Raw genomic sequence first — 17506 nt, forward strand, 5'->3', positions numbered from 1 at the left:
AGATGCCGGTCCTACAGCCACTTCTCGAGGCGGTCCAGGGCGGTGAAGAAGCCTTCACCGTTGTTGATGTGGCCCTGCCAAATCTCAGGGATGAAGGATGCCTTCGGGGCCAGCTCACGCAGCTGCTTGCCCAGTGCGGCCCAGTCCACGTCGCCTTCGCCAACCTGAACGCCCTCACCGTCAACACCAACGCCGTCCACCAGGTGCAGGTGAATCGACAGCGGTGCCAGCTGCTCAACAGCCTCCGACAGCGGAATGTTCAGGAAGTTAGAAGCCAGCATGGTGTGGGAGATATCCAGGCAGAGCGCGGTGTCGTAGGCACGCGAGAACTCCGCGGTGTCCTTCGGATCCAGGAACAGGTTGTGGTACTGCTGACCACCCATCAGCCAGGGGTACGGGGGCAGGGTCTGAGCGGCCAGGCGCACGCCGGATGCGTCCAGGTGCTTCAGGGCCTCGCCGATACGCTCGTACTTTTCGGCACGCTCGGAGACGGGGATGTGCTTGTCCTTGGTGAAGCCACCCATGGTCACAACCATGATCGGGTCCTCGTCCACGGTGAAGTAGCGGGTCAGGTCACGGGTGATGTCGATGGTGCGCTGCACCTCGGCGATGGAGCGTTCCCACACCTCGGGGTCCTTCGAGGCGAGGTCCACGAGGAAGTCACCTGCGAAGAGGTCGGGCAGGTGGGTGGTGAAGCCCATGTCCAGCTTGGAGTCGAAGACATCGTCGATGTTGATGTCCAGGTCCTTGTAGGAGAAGTGGAACTCCAGGAAGTCCGGCTTAGCCTCTTCAATCAGCGGCTTGTAGTCGTGGTAGCGGACGGGCAGACCCCAGGGGCGATCGAACTTGAAGTCGCGGCGGGTGACCAGGTCATCCTTCAGGTCGCCCTCGAAGAAGAACGAGCCTTCTTCAACGTCGCGCTGCATGGTACGGCCGACCAGCTGCGGCAGGTGGTTCGGCTGCAGGCCGCGGCCGGGGGACTTCACGGCCACGTCGGCCTCGGTCACGACCTCGCCCTTAGCGATGTGGCGGGTAGCGACCAGGGACTTGGCCAGGTTCACGCGGTTCATCAGCTCACCGGTGGACACCTCGCGGGGAGCGGCAGAACCGATAGCGGCCTCAACCTCGCGAATCTGCTGGACCATGGCCTTGAATTCCTCGGGCAGCAGAGAGACGGTGTGGTCGTTACCCTCGAGGGTCTTGTCGGTGGTGAAGTGCTTCTCGATGATCTTTGCACCGCGAGCAACGGCGGCAATCGGCACGTGGTAGCCACGCTCGTGGCCCGAGTAACCGACCAGGCACTGGCCAATCTCGGCCAGGCGGTCCATGTAGGCCAGGTTCACGTCCTTGAAGGGTGCGGGGTAGGCCGACTGGCACTGCAGCAGGGCGTAGGATGCGCCGGCGTTACGCAGCAGGGCCACGGACTCGCGAATCTCTTCCTCGCGGCTCATACCGGTGGAAACCAGCATGGGCAGACCACGGGATGCGACATCGCGCAGCAGCTCGTGGTTGGTCAGGTCGGCAGAAGCAATCTTCATGCCCTGAATACCGTAGTCGACCAGTGCCTGCACCGAGGGGGCATCCCAGGGGGTGCACATGATATCCATGTTGTGCTGCTTGACGTGGTCGAAGACCTCGTACATCTGGTCCACGCTCAGGGAGAAGCGGGAGAGCAGGTCCAGGGTGTACTGCACGCCCAGGTCCTCGCCCGCGGTGGCGGCACCGCGCTGACGGTAGAGGGCGTCCATGTCACGCAGCTGGAACTTCACGGCGTCGGCACCGGACTCAACGGCCAGGTCCACCAGTTCCTTAGCGAAATCAACGCTACCCTGGTGGTTGTTGCCAATCTCGGCGATGATGAAGGCCGGGGAGTCCTCGCTGATGGTGTGCTTACCGATGCGCAGGACGTCCTGCTCGTCCATGGCGAGCGCCACGAGGTGGCCGCGCTCGTCGGTCAGCGGAACATGGTTGATGCCCTTGGCAAAGTATGCGCGCAGGGTCTCGGGATCAGCATCAGCCGGTGCGGTCTGCGGGTTGGTGTTAGCGGCATCCAGGGCGCTGGTCTCCAGGGACGCGGTCGGGTTAGCAATCAGCCAGCGGCGGAAATCGCCATCGGAGAGAGAACCGCGCAGAATACCGGACTCGTTGACCAGGAAGATGATGCGCTGGCCGTTGGCAGAAATCTTCTGCAGTGCGGTAAGAATCGGGTCTTCAGCGAAGACCACATACGGGGCGATATTACGTTCAATAATCATAGGTTTGAACCTTTTCGTGAGTGTTCTATTGAATGACTGAGTGCCGGTCAATCCGGGATGGCGACGAGAATGTCGCCGGGACGAGGGTTACTTGCTCTCGTTCAGAATCTGAGTGAGCTGATGTTCCGCCACGGAGAAGTCAATCGGCGCGTCGATGTCGACGCCCTCAACCTCGTTGAGCAGGAACAAGTCAATCGTACCGCCGGGGTAGCCGGCCAGGCGGTTGTGGTGCTCAGTGTACACAGGAGTCTTCGTGATGTACATGGAGCCGTTCTCGCGGTAGCGGAAGGTTTCCTTAGTCAGCTCCTGGCGGCGCGGGCGAGCCATAATCTCGAACGCCGCGGTGGGTTCCCCATCGGCGTGCCAGGTCCAAATGAACGGGCCAATCGGGATCACGCCGACCATGGAGTCCTTGTCGTTCTCGACGAACTGGCGGACCGCGCGTGCCAGGGTTCCGGGTAGACGCACGGGGCTGGTTGCCTGCAGCAGCATGACGGCTTCGGGTGCCCAGCCGTTCTCGGTGTAGAACTCGATGGCGTGCTCGACGACCGGCTCGGTTGCGGTGGTGTCCTCCGCCAGGTGGGCCGGGCGGATGAACGGCACCTCGGCACCGTACTCGCGGGCGATATCAGCCAGCTCGGCATCATCGGTGGAGACGACAACGCGCAGCTCGTGCTCGCCGGCGACTTCTTCCTTAGCAGCCAGTGCCTGCTCGATGGTCCACGCGACCAGCGGCTTACCCGCGATGGGGCGCAGGTTCTTACGCGGAATGCCCTTTGAGCCACCGCGTACGGGAATGACGCAGAGAATACGCATTATGCCTCCAGAGTTTCGATGATGAGTTCAGCGATGCGGCGTGCCGGTTCCTTCTCGGGCTGAACCGGGGCGGGGGTGGGTTCGCTCCCCCACCGGTTCATGCCGTAGCGGTCCCAGAATTCCACAAGCCATGCCGGCGGTGCCGGGTGGTACACCCAGGCCGGGATGCCGCGGATAGCCGCCTCCAGCACACCGGTGGAGAAAATCGACACGACTGGGTTCGGTACCTCGTTCAGAGGGGTTCCGGAACGATCGATGCGGATGCCTTCCTTCTCCCACAGCTTGTGGGTCAGCACCGACAGCTTGTCCTTCTCGCTCGGGTGCGGGCGGTAGATACCGCCGTACTTCTTCAGGAAGGAGTGCGCAGCGAAAGCGAAGGATGCTCGCGGTAGCTCGGCGCCGTGCATCTGGCCCAAGAAGATTGGTTCCAGATCGTTCTGCTTCTGCGCCTCGGCGCCGGCGGCTTTCTGAGCGGCCAGGTAGAGCAGCTGGGAACCCACCGCGTGGGTGGTCACGTCGCGGCGACCCGACGCCCAGAACTCTGCGTCGGCTTCGCTGAACGCCAACAGAGTTGCGCCAACCGGCAGGGGCGGTGCCTGCGGCACGAGCAGACCGTGCTGTACGACCCAGTACTCAGCACCAATCGCGCGAGAGTACTCGTAGGCGGCCGCGCCGCGGGCCAGGTAGTGGCCGAGGGAAAGGACCACGCGCACACCGGGCAGGAGCCCCTGCAGCTGGTCGCCCGTCACTTCCTGTTCGGTCCAGGCATCACGGCCGTAACGCTCGGTGGCGTACTGGCCGTTGAGGTACTCCGAGGCGTCCTCGGGGACCCACAGGGCCACGCCCACGTTCTCGAGGTACTTGAGCGGCTCCAGAAGGGAGTTACGGCTCGTCGGAGAGAAAGAATCGAGCACAATGAGCACGCGGGGTACGGCGCCTCGGGTATAGAGAACACCGCCAACAGGTGCTTCCTGTTCCGCCGCGCCCCCGCGCAGACGTCCGATAAGGCTGCGGGCCTCGCCCTTAGCCCAGCGCAGGGTGTTCTGGCGCTTCTGCCAGGCGGCCCATGCATCAATGTCGAGGGGGTAGGTTAGGCCCATAGCTGCTCCAAAATCTTGACGCGCTGATCAAAGGTGTGCTCGGCCAGGGTTCGCTTCTGACCGGTTTCACGAATCTTTCGCGCCCACTTCGGGTCACGGAAAATGCGGGTACAAATCTCGATGAGCTCATCGATGCTCTCGTACACCAGAACCTCTTCACCCGGAATGTAGTAGCGGTCCACGTCGGGGCGATCAATCACCTGCAGGGCGCCAACGCCGGGCGCCTCGAAGGTACGCATGGTGAAGCCGTCCTGGTTGTTGTGGATGTTCAGGGTGGCCGGGGAGGACGCCATGATGCCGTACGCCTCAGAGCGGTCAATATCGCGGCCGGCGGGTACGCCGGAGTCTTTGAACTGCTTGGTGCGCAGAATATCGTAGGGGTGGCGCGACCAGGCACGGCCGTAGGCACGCACCGGCAGACCGGCGGCGACGAGGGCCTGCAGGGTCTCCTCACGGTTGGGGTACTTGGCGCCCACAAAGTTGATGGAGTCCTCGCGGACAGGAACAATCGGGCAGTGGGTGTCGTAGGCGTTGGGCATGTCGAGCACCTCGAATCCCTGCTCGCGCAGGTGCTGCGCGTCCAGCGGGCTGTAGCTTGCCAGCGAGCCCAGGTGGTGCAGGTCCTCTTCGGTGTAGCTCATGCGGCGCATCTCGTCGTAGAGCCAGGTGCCGTAGCGAACGCCGGAGGTTGCCAGCAGGTCCCACCATTCGCGGGAGAGCATATCGCCCTTAATGACCAGCACGATGTCGGGACGGAACTCGTTGAAAGCATCGATAGCCTTACGGGTTGCCTGAGCCGCAAAGCTTTCGGGGCGGTACTTCTCGGGCAGCTCGTGGGCGAGCTTGTTGAGGATGCGCTCGGAGAGGGTACCCGGAGCATCGTAGATGTGGGTGCGCACATCGTATCCGTGCACTTCCAGGGACGCTTGAATCGCCTTCCAGTACCCGTGGAATGCGGGTGAGAGTAGTAGAAGTTTGGGCTGAGTCATATGAGGAATGGATCCTGTCGGCGTTTGCTATAAGAACCCGCAGGGCAAAACCGTGCGGTGCTATGTGTTGGAGTGAAGCAGAGAGGCACGTTTCAAGCAGAGCTTACGCTCAAACATACCTACTAAAATTTTACAACGAAAGCAGAAGATGACACATGCTTACGCAGTGTGTCACCTCCAACGTTTAGCTATGGGGCGCTCCGCACCGGGTGCGGACACTAGAGCTAGTTTTCGCGGCGCTCGGCCTTGGCGATGCGCTCCAGGTCGGCGGCGAGGAACCCGCGAGCGTCCACATCCTTATTGCGCAGCGCACGCACAGAGTTCACGAGGAAGTTCGCGTAGCTGGTTGCACGCAGGGCTACGGCCAGCTTCTTTTCCCAGCCCCACTTGTCGGCGTAGATGAAGCGTGCGGTGGTCAGCCACTGGATGCGACGCTCCGAGGGGGAAGATCCGCCGCCCTCGTGGGTAACGGTCACCGAGGGAATCAGGTAGCGGTCCACGCCGGCCTGCGAGAGGCGGTACTGGAAGTCCACCTCTTCGCTATTCATGTAGAAGCGCTCGTCCATGCCGCCGAGGCGGTTGAATACGGCGCGAGGCACGACCATGCAGGCACCCATAACCCAGTCGACCTTCGCGTCGGAGGTTCCGGTGCATGCCTCAACATCGTGTCCAACGCCGCGGTGCCACCACTTCGTCGGCTTGAAGCGAGCCAAGGGGGTGAACCATTCCCAGGCGATATGTCCGGCGGTGGGGAACTTGCGGGCCACCCACTGCTGCTGGCCGTCGTGGCCGATGACCTGCGGGCTGGCCAGAACCTGGCCGTGTGCCTCGGCTGCGGCGAGCATGCGGGAGATGAAGGTGTCATCCAGCTCCAGGTCGCTGTTGAGGATGAACACCCATTCGCCGGTCGCGGCAGCGACGCCGGAGTTCACGGCCTTACCGAAGCCGCCGTTGACGGCACGGCGCACGACGGTCACGCCCTCAACCTCGGGGAAGGGAACGGGCGAGACGTCGTCCGAAACGACGATTTCGATATCGGAGGGGTCAATCCCCTTCTGCGCGTGGAGGGTGTCAATGATGGCGAGAACCGGTTCCGGCTCGCCGTAGAAAGGAATAACCGCAGATACACGGGGAGTATGAGTCACAATATATCCTTTGAGTGAGGCGCCTGAAAATCACAAGCGATAGAAGGTTAAATATGGGGGCGACCGTATCTATATCTCTATACGATCACCCCCATAGTTTCAATTAGTCGGGCAGCTGGCCCAGGCGAACGAGGTTCGCAAATTCTTCGTTTGCCGCCTGAACTTCCTTGAAGGTACCCTTATTGGCGATGCGGCCTTGGGAGAGGTACACCAGCTGATTAACGTTACGCACCGTGGAAAGACGGTGAGCCACGATAATCACGGTAATCTCCTTGGAGATGCGGTTAATGGTCTGAGTAATCTTGTGCTCAGTCTCATTGTCCAGTGCACTGGTTGCCTCATCCATAACCAACAGGCTCGGGTTGCGGTACATCGCACGCGCAATGCCCACACGCTGACGCTGACCACCGGAAAGGCGGTTACCGTTCTCACCAATCGAGGTGTTAATGCCGTCTTCCAGGGTCTCGACAACGGGCATCAGCTCCGCCAGCTCGAGGCAGTAGATCACACGGTCATCATCAATGTGCTTTGCGGGGATACCGAAGGCAACTGCCTCACGCAGCGTGCCGTTACCCAGGTAGGGATCCTGAGGGACATAACCAATCTTCTGATACCAGGAATGCAGGTCAGTATGGATGTCCTTACCCTGGCTAGAGATCGTACCGCTCGTCGGGGTCAGCAGACCAAGAATCAAGTCAACCAGAGTAGTCTTACCCGAACCGGAACCACCCACGAAAGCAACCGAGGTACCAGCCGGCACATCCAGCTGAATGTCCTTGAGAACGTCCTTATCACCGTCCGGGTAACGGTAGACCAGGTTATCAATCTGAACATCCACGGGCTCAATACCCGAGTTAATGATGGTTGCCGGATCAATTTCATCCTTGAACTCAACCATCTGCAGGCGCTGCTCTTCCGGGCTCATCGAGCGGATGACCTTAGCAACCTCTTCACTAGCGAACTCGTTCGCGCGAATACCGCCCAGGGAAGCAATCATACGGGTAGCGTTCGGAAGGATGCGGATACATGCGGTTGCGAAAAGCATGAGGGAAGGAAGACCATCAGCACCCTGAGTTGCGGTCACCAGAGCCAACAGACCAGCGATACCCACAATGAAAATAACTTCAAGGGTGTACTTGGGGAAGTCATTCAGGAACGAGAGGTTAACGTCGCTTTTAACGCTTCGTACTGCGGGCTCGCGGTACTGCTCGATAGCAGCCTTGTGTGCATTCGTAATACGAATTTCGCGGAAGCCCCTGATGTCATCCAGGAGGAAGCGCAAAGCGTCTCGACCTGCACGTGCCGTTATCTCACCATACTTCGCGTTACCGCGGCGCAAGAAGAACTGCATGACAGCAATGGTGATGCCGAAGTATGCGAAAGCGATCAGCGCCGGAACCGGCATGACGCAAAGAATCATGATGAGCAACACGATGATAGACAGGAAATCGCCCACAAAGTTAATAATCGATCCCACAAAACCGCGGTATGCAAACACCACGTAGGTGCTAATCAGGTATGCGGTTTCTTCAGGCTGAGACTTCTTGTGGTTGAAGTAGCTATCCTTCATGTAATGATTGAGGATTGTCGTCGACGTCGCCAACTGCTGGTAACCCGTAAATTTCAGGCTCCAGCGCTTAAAGAGGAGCGCAGCGATACCCTTAATCACAAAGGCGAGCACCAGGACAACACCCAAGTAGAGCACCAAATCAGAACGCGGAGGGTTGCCGAAGATATCAGAAATTACAGCCAGGTAGCCGGTAATTTCAGCGCCCATCGCAATATTCATGATGGGAAGAACAGCAGCAACACCGACCATTTCCATTAGCGAAAGAAGGAATAGGCCGATTAGATTCACAATTAGTAGTGTAAAGCTCCGTCCTGGGAAAAAGATACGAAGCTTAGTGTAAATACTCTTCATTGGTCCTCGTTGGTGAGTGTTTGCACTGGCTTCCGAGTGAGAAGAAGCCTAGCATTTCACGCCAATTCTAGCATGTGACCTCTAAACCCTTTCGCTATAAAGTTTGTACTTTAGGTCATCATCACGTCCCCAAGTTGAAACTTTCAGAGCGACCTACATTGAAGATGTATCGGACGAGGCCTTAGGGAATTCGCCACACTCGAGATTCAGAGACCTTTGAAGAGTCAAGCAACTCGGTATGATAGATACTATTCGTTCAACTTCACCCGACACTTCCGGCTTCCCTGTTCACCGTTGGGTACGTCAAGAGAAAAGGCTTTTGATGGGCATCTTCAACATCAAGTCCTTGAAGGACAAGTACACCCGGGGCTCCGCAGAGGAGATCACCGACTCCTCCAAGGCCCCCGAAACCACCGCGACCACTGCGCCGGCATCCGCCCCCTCCATTGCGGAAGGGGTCCGCTCGCTGATCCAGAACAACCCCGACCTGGCAGGCAAGAACCGCCGCGGGGCCGCCCAGCGCTCCATGGTCCCTTCGGGTTCGCTCCGCGAAGTCATGGGCGAGTATGAGGCTCACTCCCCCGCCGAGGTCGCCGCCCAGACGCCCCTTCCCAAAGCATCCGAGCCTTCCCACGCCGAAGAAATCTCTGAGGACGGCACCGTCACCATTGATGCGCAGCCGCTGAACCTCACCGAAACCTCGGGTACCGCCGCCGATATCCTCCCCCTGGACGAACCGTCTGCAGAGGGCTCCTCCTCACGCTCCGTTCACGTCGAGGAACACCACGCACCCACCGTCGCTTCGGGTGTTCTGGCCGACACCGCAGAAGAGCCCGCTCCGACAGCCCTCGCGGCACGTGAGGAGACCGCAAGCGCCCCGCAGGGTGAACGCGAACGCACCCCGCTCTTCAAGCTCTCCCCCGGTACCTTCACCCGCAGCGGCGCACACGACACCGACGGCCCCTTCCAGGCGCTCTTCGTGTGCACCGGCAACATTGCCCGCAGCGCCTCCGGCGAGGTTATTTCCAAGCACCTGGCCGCAGAGTACGGGCTGGAGGACAAGTGGACCTTCGCCAGCGCCGGTACCGGCGCGCTGGTCGGTCAGGGCGTGTACGAGCTCATCGCCAACGAGCTCATCGAGCGTGGCTACAATCCCGAGGGTTTCGCCTCCCGTCAGCTGACCGAGGAGATCATTAAGAACGCGACCATCATCCTGGTCGCGGAGAAGGTGCACGCCGACTGGATCGTGCGCGAGTGGCCCCAGTACCATTCCAAGATCGTGCTGCTCAAGCAGGCTGCTCGCCTTCGTGAGGAAGCGCGCCGTGCCGAGCCGCTCTCCTACCTCTACTCCTACGGTGGCACTCCCCTCGCGAGCGATAAGCTCGAGGACCCCTACCGTCGAGGCCCGGCCGCCGCGAAGAAGGCCGTGGACGAGGTTGAAGAGTCGCTACGCGTGATTCTGCCGTGGCTGGCGCGAGCCCACCGCTAAATCTCCGCAATACAGAATCTGCAGGGGCCTGCCCCCCCCCCTCAGAAACGTAGAAAATCCCCCGCTACCACAACCGTGGTAGCGGGGGATTTTCTACAGCCTATTCAAGCCCTAGTGATCGAAAATCTCGGTCACGGAGCCCTCGTCAAAGACCTCGCGAATAGCGCGAGCGATGAGGGGCGCGATGGAGAGAACGGTCAGGTTCTCGAAGCGCTTTTCCTCCGGGACGGGCAGGGTGTTGGTCACCACGACCTCGACCGCGCCGCACTCGGACAGACGCTCAACGGCGGGATCGGAGAGAACCGGGTGGGTTGCCGCGATGATAACTTCCTTCGCGCCCTTATCCATGAGGACCTTCACGGCGCCGGCGATGGTTCCGCCGGTGTCAATCATGTCGTCAATCAGCACGCAGGTGCGGCCCTCAACGTTACCCACAACGGTCTTGGAGACCGCGTGGTTCGGAACGTTGATGTCTCGGGTCTTATGCACGAAGGCCAGGGGTGCGCCGTTCAGCAGGGTGGCCCAGTGCTCGGCCACGCGCACACGACCGGTGTCCGGGGACACCACGGTCACGTTCGACAGGTCCTCAACGCGCTCGCGGATGTGCTTAGCCAGCACCGGAATTGCGAAGAGGTGGTCCAGCGGGCCGTCGAAGAAGCCCTGAATCTGCGAGGTGTGCAGATCGACGCACATCAGGCGATCCGCGCCGGCGGTCTTGTACAGGTCAGAAATCAGGCGAGCCGAGATGGGTTCGCGACCCTTGTGCTTCTTATCCTGACGAGCGTAGGGGTAGAACGGGGACACCACGGTAATGGAGCGAGCGGAGGCACGCTTGAGCGCATCAATCATGATGAGTTGCTCCATGAGCCACTCGTTAATCGGTGCCGGGTGCGACTGAATCACGAATGCGTCCGCACCGCGCACAGACTCCTCAAAACGGACGTAGGTCTCGCCGTTGGCGAAGGTATATGCGGAGGTGGGCAACAGGTCGTGGTCAAGGGCCTGCGCAATCTCCTCGGCGAGCTTGGGGTGTGCTCGACCGGAGACCACTACAAGCTTGCGCTCACCGGGGTTGGTAATCTCGCTACTCATGGTGTTGTTCTTTCCTCGGATTAGGATTCTGCCGGTTCCTGTGCGCCCGCGGCCTTTGCAGCCTCAGCGGGTTCGGTACCGGCACGGTTCTTCAGAACCCAGCCCTCGATGGTGCGCTGGGAAGTCTCAGAGTAGGCGAGGGCGCCCGCAGGAACATCCTTGCGGATCAGCGCGCCCGCGCCGGAGTAGGCACCGTCACCCACGGTGACCGGTGCAACGTAGATGCCCGCGGATCCCATGCGGGCATGTGCGCCAATAACAGAACGGTTCTTCACCAGGCCGTTGTAGTTGGCGAAAATGGAACCCGCACCAATGTTGGCGCCCTCACCGATGGTGGCGTCGCCAACGTAGGACAGGTGCGGAACCTTCGCACCGTCACCAATCTGCGAGTTCTTGGCCTCGCAGAAGGTGCCGAGCTTCGAGCCCTTACCCAGGGTCGTACCGGGGCGCAGGTAGGCGAAGGGGCCGACGGTTGCGCCCTCGCCAATCACGGCGCCGAAGCCGTGAGCGCGGATGACGGTAGCGTCTGCCTCAACGGTCATATCGGTCAGGGTGGTGTCGGGGCCAATGGTTGCGCCGGTGGCAACGGTGGTGGAGCCGTGCAGCTGCACGCCGGGCAGGAGGGTCACGTCATTCTCGATGCGCACGGTCACGTCAATCCAGGTGTTCTGCGGATCGACGATGGTCACGCCGTTACGCATGTGAGCCTCGAGGATGCGGTTGTTGAGCATGCGGCCCAGCTGAGCCAGCTGCACACGGTCGTTAGCACCCTCAACCTCCCAGCGGTCCTCAATGGCCAGGGCGGAGGTACGGTGGCCCTTCGAACGGGCGATGGACAGCACATCGGTAATGTACTTCTCACCCTGAGCGTTATCGGTGGTCACCTCAAGCAGGGCTTCGCGCAACACGTCGGCGTCAAAGGCGTAGATACCGGAGTTGATCTCGGTAATCTCGAGCTCTTCGGGGGAGGCGTCCTTCGCCTCGACGATGGCGGTCACCTCGCCAGCCTGGTTACGCACGATACGGCCGTAGGAGCCGGGCTCATCAATGTGGGTGGTCAGGACAGTTACGGAGTTCTTGTCTTCCTCGTGGAAGGCAATCAGTTCGCGCAGAGTCTCGGGGCGCAGCAGAGGAACATCGCCGTAGGTCACCAGAACGGTGCCGGAGACGGTTGCCTGCGCATCCAAGGCATTCAGACCGACCTCAACCGCACGACCAGTACCCGGAATCTCATCCTGATCAACGATGGTTACCTCAGGGTCAAACGCAAGCACATGCTCAGCAACCTTATCGCGCTGGTGGCGTACCACAACAGCGAGGCGTTCAGGGTTCAAGTCACGGGCCGCGGCAACGGCGTGCTCAATCATGGATCGACCACCAATGCCGTGCATGACCTTGGGGGTTGCGGACTTCATGCGCGTGCCAGCGCCGGCGGCGAGAACAATCACCGCGGAGGGTGCCAGTTCAGTGTTCACTGAGAAGACTCCTTATACGAGGTTGTAAGAGTGAGAGGTGAGCGCGGAACCGCCGACTCTCATTCAACGATTCCGTTGAGTGCTTACGCTCCGCCACTAGGACTCGAACCTAGACAAACGGCTCCAAAGGCCGCTGTGCTGCCATTACACCATGGCGGATTATCCTTACATTCACGACAAGCCCCCGCTAGCGGGTCCTCATCGTCATTGACCGCCATTTTGGGCACAGAACAGCGCAATGCAGGAAATGCTTTCCTCAGTTTATCAAATATCTGTGCTCAACTTAGCCGCGCGCCCCGCAATCCCCACAGCTTTTCTCAGCACCGCCAAGTAGCCCCTCATCAAAGCTTGGAGCGCTACTTGAACTGAACACTCACCCTGTACCCTAGAAGGCGTGGCACATCTACTTGGCGGCGAATCGCTGCACCTCGAATTCCCTACCCGAACCATCTTTGAAGGCATCACGGTCGGCCTGAACGAAGGCGACCGCATAGGCATTGTCGGTCGCAACGGCGACGGCAAGTCCACCCTCATGAAGATCCTTGCCGGCCGGCTCGAACCGGACTCCGGCCGCGTTACCGTGCGCGGCGGCACCCGCATCGGCTACCTCGACCAGTCCGACGTACTCGATGACGACCACACGGTCGGCTACGCGATTGTGGGCGACACCCCCGAATACGAGTGGGCCTCGCAGTCCCGTATCCGCGATGTCATCTCGGGCCTGGTCTCCGATCTGCCCTGGGATGCACCCGTCTCTTCGCTCTCTGGCGGTCAGCGCCGACGCGTAGCGCTCGCATCCCTGCTCGCGCAGGAGTGGGACGTGCTGATGCTCGACGAGCCCACCAACCACCTGGACGTTGAAGCCATCACCTGGCTCGCTAACCACCTGAAGTCCCGCTGGTCCAAGAACGCGGGCGGACTCATGGTCGTCACCCACGACCGCTGGTTCCTCGACGAAATCTGTACCGACACCTGGGAAGTGCACGACCGCATCGTCGAGCCCTTCGAGGGCGGCTACGCGGCGTACATCCTGCAGCGCGTGGAACGTGACCGTCAGGCGGCCGCTGCGGAGGCGAAGCGCCAGAACCTCATGCGCAAGGAGCTCGCCTGGTTGCGCCGCGGTGCGCCCGCACGTACCTCCAAGCCGAAGTTCCGCATTGATGCCGCCAACGCCCTCATTGCGGACGTTCCGCCTGTGCGTGACACCGTGGAGCTGAAGAAGATGGCGGTTTCCCGCCTCGGCAAGGACGTGGTCGACCTTGAAAACGTTTCCGTCGTCTACGACGACCCCTCGTTGCCCGGCGGCAAGCGCCCGGTGCTGAAGAAGGTTACCTGGCGTATTGCCCCCGGCGAGCGCACCGGCATCCTGGGCGTGAACGGCGCGGGTAAGTCCACCCTACTCTCCCTGGTGACGGGCGACCTGAAGCCGACTGAGGGCCGGGTCAAGCACGGTAAGACCGTGAAGATTGCGACCCTGACCCAGCAACTCGATGAGCTCAACGAGGTTGCTAACGACCGCGTCTCGGATGTGATTGGCCGTAAGAAGCGTAGCTACATTGCCGATGGTAAGGAGCTATCCCCTTCGCAGATGCTGGAGCGTCTGGGCTTTACGAGCGCGCAGCTGTCTACCCCGGTCAAGGACCTTTCGGGTGGTCAGAAGCGTCGCCTGCAGCTCATGCTGATTCTGCTGGATGAGCCGAACGTGCTGATTCTCGACGAGCCCTCCAACGACCTGGACACCGATATGCTCGCCGCGATGGAAGATCTGCTGGACACCTGGCCGGGTACCCTGCTGGTGGTCAGCCACGACCGTTACCTCATGGAACGCGTCACCGATCAGCAGTACGCCGTGATTGACGGTTCGTTCCGCCATCTGCCCGGCGGTGTGGACGAGTACCTGGCACTCTCGGCGGCAGGTGCTGGCGGTTCTGCCGCCGGTAGCGTGCAGGCGCGTGCCGCCTCCTCGGCGCAGGCTTCTGCTGAGCCGGATACCCCGAAGGTCTCCGGTGCCGAGCTGCGTGCGGCGCAGAAGGAATCCGGTGCGATTGAACGCCGCCTCGCCAAGCTCGCTGCAGAACAGGAGAAGCTCTCCGAGCAGATGAGCGCGCACGACGCCTCCGACTACGCCGGTTTAGCGGCACTCGGCGAGCAGCAGCAGACACTTCAGGATGAGATTGACGAGCTAGAAATGCGCTGGCTCGAGCTCTCCGAGCTGCTGGGCTAAGGTCTATAGACATAGAAGAATGCCGGTTCTAGATTCAATCTAGAACCGGCATTCTTCATATATTCAGCGCTCAGCTACAGCGGCAACTAAGGGTGATTCAGAATCGCACTAACCGCGCTCACAGCGTGGTTGCCCGCAGCGCGAAGAGTGGAGGCAAGAGCCTCCGCCCGAGCCTGCGAAGAAACCAGCAGAAGCACCGTCGGACCGGAACCGGACACCAGGGAGGCGTACACGCCCTCACTCTCGCGCAGGTTCAGGGTCTGTTCCAGCTGCGGGGCGCACGAAAGCGCGGGAGCCTGCAGGTCGTTACGTAGCAGCGGTGCCAAGGAGGCGAGCGCCGCCTCCGAACCATCATAAGAATTCAGGGTGCTCAGAAGCTCTACGGGTTCCACCAGCTTGCCTGAGGCAGGGTACAGCCCCGAGGCGCGGCCCGCGTCCAGCTGCTTGAATACGCTGGGGGTGGAGAGGCCAAACTGCGCGGCAACAATCACCAGGTGCAGAGGTTCCCGAGGCGCCGCAATATTCTGCAGCTCGGTACCGGTCCCCTGCCCCAGTGCGAGGGTCTGCCCGAGCGCGGCACGCACGCTAAAGGGAATATCGGCGCCCAGTTGCGCGGCAAGACGTTCATAATCCGTCTGGGTCAGGAGCGCACCGGTGCGGCCGGTTGCGTGCAGGTAGCGGTCCGTAGCAATGAGGGCAGCAGCCGCGTCCGCTGAGCCGCCAGCCATACCGCCAGCCACGGGCACAGCCTTCGCAATATGCAGGTGCAGCGCCGGGACAGATTCGATGCCGTGCTCCGCAAGAATCAGCGCAGCGGCATGGTACACAAGATTCCGCTCATCCATTGGCACAGCGGCAGGGTCGAACTGCCCCGCCTGCATCTGCTGATCTACCAGGGAGCCGGGCACAATATCCATGCTCAAGCTCAGCCCCGGTGCCTGCCCCTCAGAGACCGTGATGGTCTCCGTCAAAGAGACCGCCGCAAAAAGCGTAGTCAACGGGTGGTAGCCGTCCGGACGAACATCCCCCACGGCAAGGTACAGATTGACCTTGCCGGGAGCATCAACCGAAATAGCGGTCTGGGAGGCGGTACTCATCAGCGCATAAACCTTTCGCGAGGGAACTCGCGTGAGAACGTCAGTGAAAAATTTAGAGCGGGAAGAAGCTATTCCACTACAGGCTCAGCCGGGACAGTCAGCGAAGCCTCCGCAATGCGGATAAAACCGTGAATATCCAGCTTCTCGCCGCGCTCCGTCGGAGCGATACCGGCAGCCACCAAAATCTGCTCCGCGCGCGCTCCGGAGCCCGCCCAGGAGCTCAACGCAGCGCGCAGAGTCTTACGGCGCTGAGCGAAAGCGGCGTCCACAATCGTAAACACCAGGTCGCGGTCAACGGTCGAGAGAGGCTCCTCGCGCATACGGAAACCCACCAGACCAGAGTTAATCTTCGGTGCAGGCCAGAACACGTTCTTGCCAATCACGCCCGCCTTATACACCTCGGCATACCAATTAGCCTTCACCGAGGGCACACCGTAGATCTTCGAGCCCGGGGTCGCCGAAAGACGGTCGGCAACCTCGTCCTGAACCATCACCAGGGCGTGACGGATACTCGGGAACTGCGCAAACAGGTGCAGAAGCACCGGAACCGCCACGTTATAGGGCAGGTTCGCCACCAGAGCATCCGGAGTGCGAGGCAGCTCGGTGACCTTCAGAGCGTCCATAAGCACCACGTCAATATCGTCCGCCTTCTCGGGGCGGAACTTCTCAATCGTGTGCGGAAGCTGCTGCGCCAGCGGCGGGTCAATCTCAACCGCAACCATATCCTTCGCAGCATCCAGGATGCCGAGGGTCAACGAACCCAGGCCCGGGCCGACCTCCAGCACCGTCTCCTCCGGTGAAATCTCTGCCGCATTGACAATACGACGAATCGTATTGGGGTCAATCACAAAGTTCTGCCCAAGAGTCTTCGTCGGACGAATACCGAGCATCTCGGCAAGCTCGCGAATCTCAGCAGGGCCGAGCAGGGGCAGATCGTTCACAGCGTTCCTTCACATAGATGGATGGTGGGGAGGTTACAGTTTAGATTACCGCGAGAAACGCTGCTTTACCTCATCAAGAGTGGCTTCCAGAACGTTCTTAGCGTTCGTAATACGCTTCTTCGGAGCCAAAGCAATACGCACTCGATCCAGAGGACCAGTACCGTGCTGGAGGCTATTCACCTTATCCAGATGACGCTTACCGGACTCCAAGATGACGCTACTACCCTCCCAGCCGCACAGGCCCGGCTGCACAAAACGCACATCCACACCCCACTGCTGGTACAGCTTGTAATCATCAGCCACAGTACCCGGCACCTTGTCTTCAAACTGCTTGAGCAGCAGCTCAGCACCCGAACGGGAAATCAGGTACAGACCGGTGCAAATCAGGGGCCAAGTACCGTACGGCTTACCCATACGGTACTTACCGTGTACAAAAGGAGACAGCAGAGACAGGCGGATGTATTCCACCTGCGGGTTCAGCTTGCCGGCATCATTCGCAAAAGAATCGCTGAGGTTCACCAGCTGCACCTGCGGGTACTTCGTGATGATTGCGTTCACCACCGCCTCAGCATCCGGAGAAAGAAGAATGTCGTCTTCAGCAATCAGTGCCCAGTCGGCGTCGCTCGCAACAAAGTCACGCCACATCTTCACGTGGCTAAGCATGCAACCCTTCTCCGCGGGGCTCGGGTCGCGATGCCAGCGGCTACGGAAAAACTCAACGTCAAATTCTTCATCAGTGACGTGATTATCGCGGTTATCCACCGCAGAATAACGGACAAAATCCTGCGCGGGTGCGCCCACCGAATAGAACGAGTCAAAACGGTTCGCGCCATCCAGGCCCAGAACATACTTCAGAATCTTTGCCATGTTTTTCCCTTCAATAGCTCATCCAGAAGACCTAAGCAGTAGAAGATCGCGTCGGTTAATGATGAGTTTTCAGAACTTCAGACCACCTGCACAAC

The 17506-nt window shown here is 60.4% G+C and carries 13 protein-coding genes and 1 tRNA gene; 2 read left to right on the forward strand and 12 right to left on the reverse strand.

What is annotated here, in order from left to right:
* Positions 1-11 precede the first annotated feature (11 nt).
* The 6 genes from HMPREF2527_RS08915 to HMPREF2527_RS08940 all read right to left on the reverse strand — a co-directional run bounded on the left by HMPREF2527_RS08915 (position 12) and on the right by HMPREF2527_RS08940 (position 8124).
* Entirely contained in the window at positions 12-2255 is a 2244-nt protein-coding gene (locus HMPREF2527_RS08915; RefSeq protein WP_049343032.1) for an N-acetylneuraminate synthase family protein, read from the reverse strand.
* A gap of 87 nt (positions 2256-2342) precedes the next feature.
* A complete protein-coding gene (locus tag HMPREF2527_RS08920) occupies positions 2343-3071 on the reverse strand; it encodes an acylneuraminate cytidylyltransferase family protein (protein WP_070507838.1) in 729 nt (242 codons plus the stop codon).
* Positions 3071-4171 (reverse strand): hypothetical protein, encoded by a 1101-nt coding sequence (locus HMPREF2527_RS08925; protein WP_049332971.1) that lies wholly within the window; start codon positions 4169-4171, stop codon positions 3071-3073. The genes HMPREF2527_RS08920 and HMPREF2527_RS08925 overlap by 1 nt, the downstream gene beginning before the upstream one ends.
* Positions 4162-5160 (reverse strand): CgeB family protein, encoded by a 999-nt coding sequence (locus HMPREF2527_RS08930; RefSeq protein ID WP_070507840.1) that lies wholly within the window; start codon positions 5158-5160, stop codon positions 4162-4164. The genes HMPREF2527_RS08925 and HMPREF2527_RS08930 overlap by 10 nt, the downstream gene beginning before the upstream one ends.
* A gap of 224 nt (positions 5161-5384) precedes the next feature.
* Positions 5385-6305 (reverse strand): glycosyltransferase family 2 protein, encoded by a 921-nt coding sequence (locus HMPREF2527_RS08935; protein WP_070507842.1) that lies wholly within the window; start codon positions 6303-6305, stop codon positions 5385-5387.
* 103 nt (positions 6306-6408) lie between these two features.
* Positions 6409-8124 carry an ABC transporter ATP-binding protein gene (locus tag HMPREF2527_RS08940; RefSeq protein WP_231840259.1) on the reverse strand — a complete coding sequence of 572 codons (1716 nt, stop codon included), beginning with the start codon at positions 8122-8124 and terminating at the stop codon, positions 6409-6411.
* Positions 8125-8548: 424 nt separating this feature from the next.
* Here HMPREF2527_RS08940 and HMPREF2527_RS08945 point away from each other — a divergent pair, with 424 nt between their 5' ends.
* Positions 8549-9715, forward strand: a complete 1167-nt coding sequence (locus tag HMPREF2527_RS08945) for an arsenate reductase/protein-tyrosine-phosphatase family protein (protein ID WP_070507844.1) — start codon at positions 8549-8551, stop codon at positions 9713-9715.
* A gap of 111 nt (positions 9716-9826) precedes the next feature.
* On the opposite strand, the gene HMPREF2527_RS08950 is transcribed toward HMPREF2527_RS08945, so the two are convergent.
* The 3 genes from HMPREF2527_RS08950 to HMPREF2527_RS08960 form a co-directional block, all read right to left on the reverse strand.
* Positions 9827-10807: a ribose-phosphate diphosphokinase gene (locus HMPREF2527_RS08950; protein WP_012904032.1), complete on the reverse strand. Its 981-nt coding sequence runs from the start codon at positions 10805-10807 to the stop codon at positions 9827-9829.
* Positions 10808-10827: 20 nt separating this feature from the next.
* Positions 10828-12282: a bifunctional UDP-N-acetylglucosamine diphosphorylase/glucosamine-1-phosphate N-acetyltransferase GlmU gene (gene glmU, locus HMPREF2527_RS08955; protein WP_070507846.1), complete on the reverse strand. Its 1455-nt coding sequence runs from the start codon at positions 12280-12282 to the stop codon at positions 10828-10830.
* Between the two features lie 88 nt (positions 12283-12370).
* Positions 12371-12441 (reverse strand) — tRNA-Gln (locus HMPREF2527_RS08960).
* 235 nt (positions 12442-12676) lie between these two features.
* On the opposite strand from HMPREF2527_RS08960, the gene HMPREF2527_RS08965 reads away from it, so the two are divergent.
* Positions 12677-14506: an ABC-F family ATP-binding cassette domain-containing protein gene (locus HMPREF2527_RS08965; protein WP_070507848.1), complete on the forward strand. Its 1830-nt coding sequence runs from the start codon at positions 12677-12679 to the stop codon at positions 14504-14506.
* An 86-nt stretch (positions 14507-14592) separates the two neighbouring features.
* Here the strand turns inward: HMPREF2527_RS08965 and HMPREF2527_RS08970 are convergent, their stop codons facing one another.
* From HMPREF2527_RS08970 to HMPREF2527_RS08980, 3 genes are all read right to left on the reverse strand, one after another.
* Complete coding sequence (locus HMPREF2527_RS08970) at positions 14593-15603, reverse strand: GHMP family kinase ATP-binding protein (RefSeq protein ID WP_070507851.1); 1011 nt, start codon at positions 15601-15603, stop codon at positions 14593-14595.
* Positions 15604-15671: 68 nt separating this feature from the next.
* Positions 15672-16544, reverse strand: a complete 873-nt coding sequence (gene rsmA, locus HMPREF2527_RS08975; protein WP_012904036.1) for a 16S rRNA (adenine(1518)-N(6)/adenine(1519)-N(6))-dimethyltransferase RsmA — start codon at positions 16542-16544, stop codon at positions 15672-15674.
* A 45-nt stretch (positions 16545-16589) separates the two neighbouring features.
* The gene (locus tag HMPREF2527_RS08980; protein WP_070507852.1) at positions 16590-17411 is read right to left on the reverse strand and encodes a glycosyltransferase family 25 protein; all 822 of its coding nucleotides are present in this window, start codon (positions 17409-17411) and stop codon (positions 16590-16592) included.
* Between the last annotated feature and the right edge of the window lie 95 nt (positions 17412-17506).

The sequence above is a fragment of the Rothia sp. HMSC071B01 genome, assembly GCF_001808945.1.
Taxonomy (GTDB): Bacteria; Actinomycetota; Actinomycetes; order Actinomycetales; family Micrococcaceae; genus Rothia.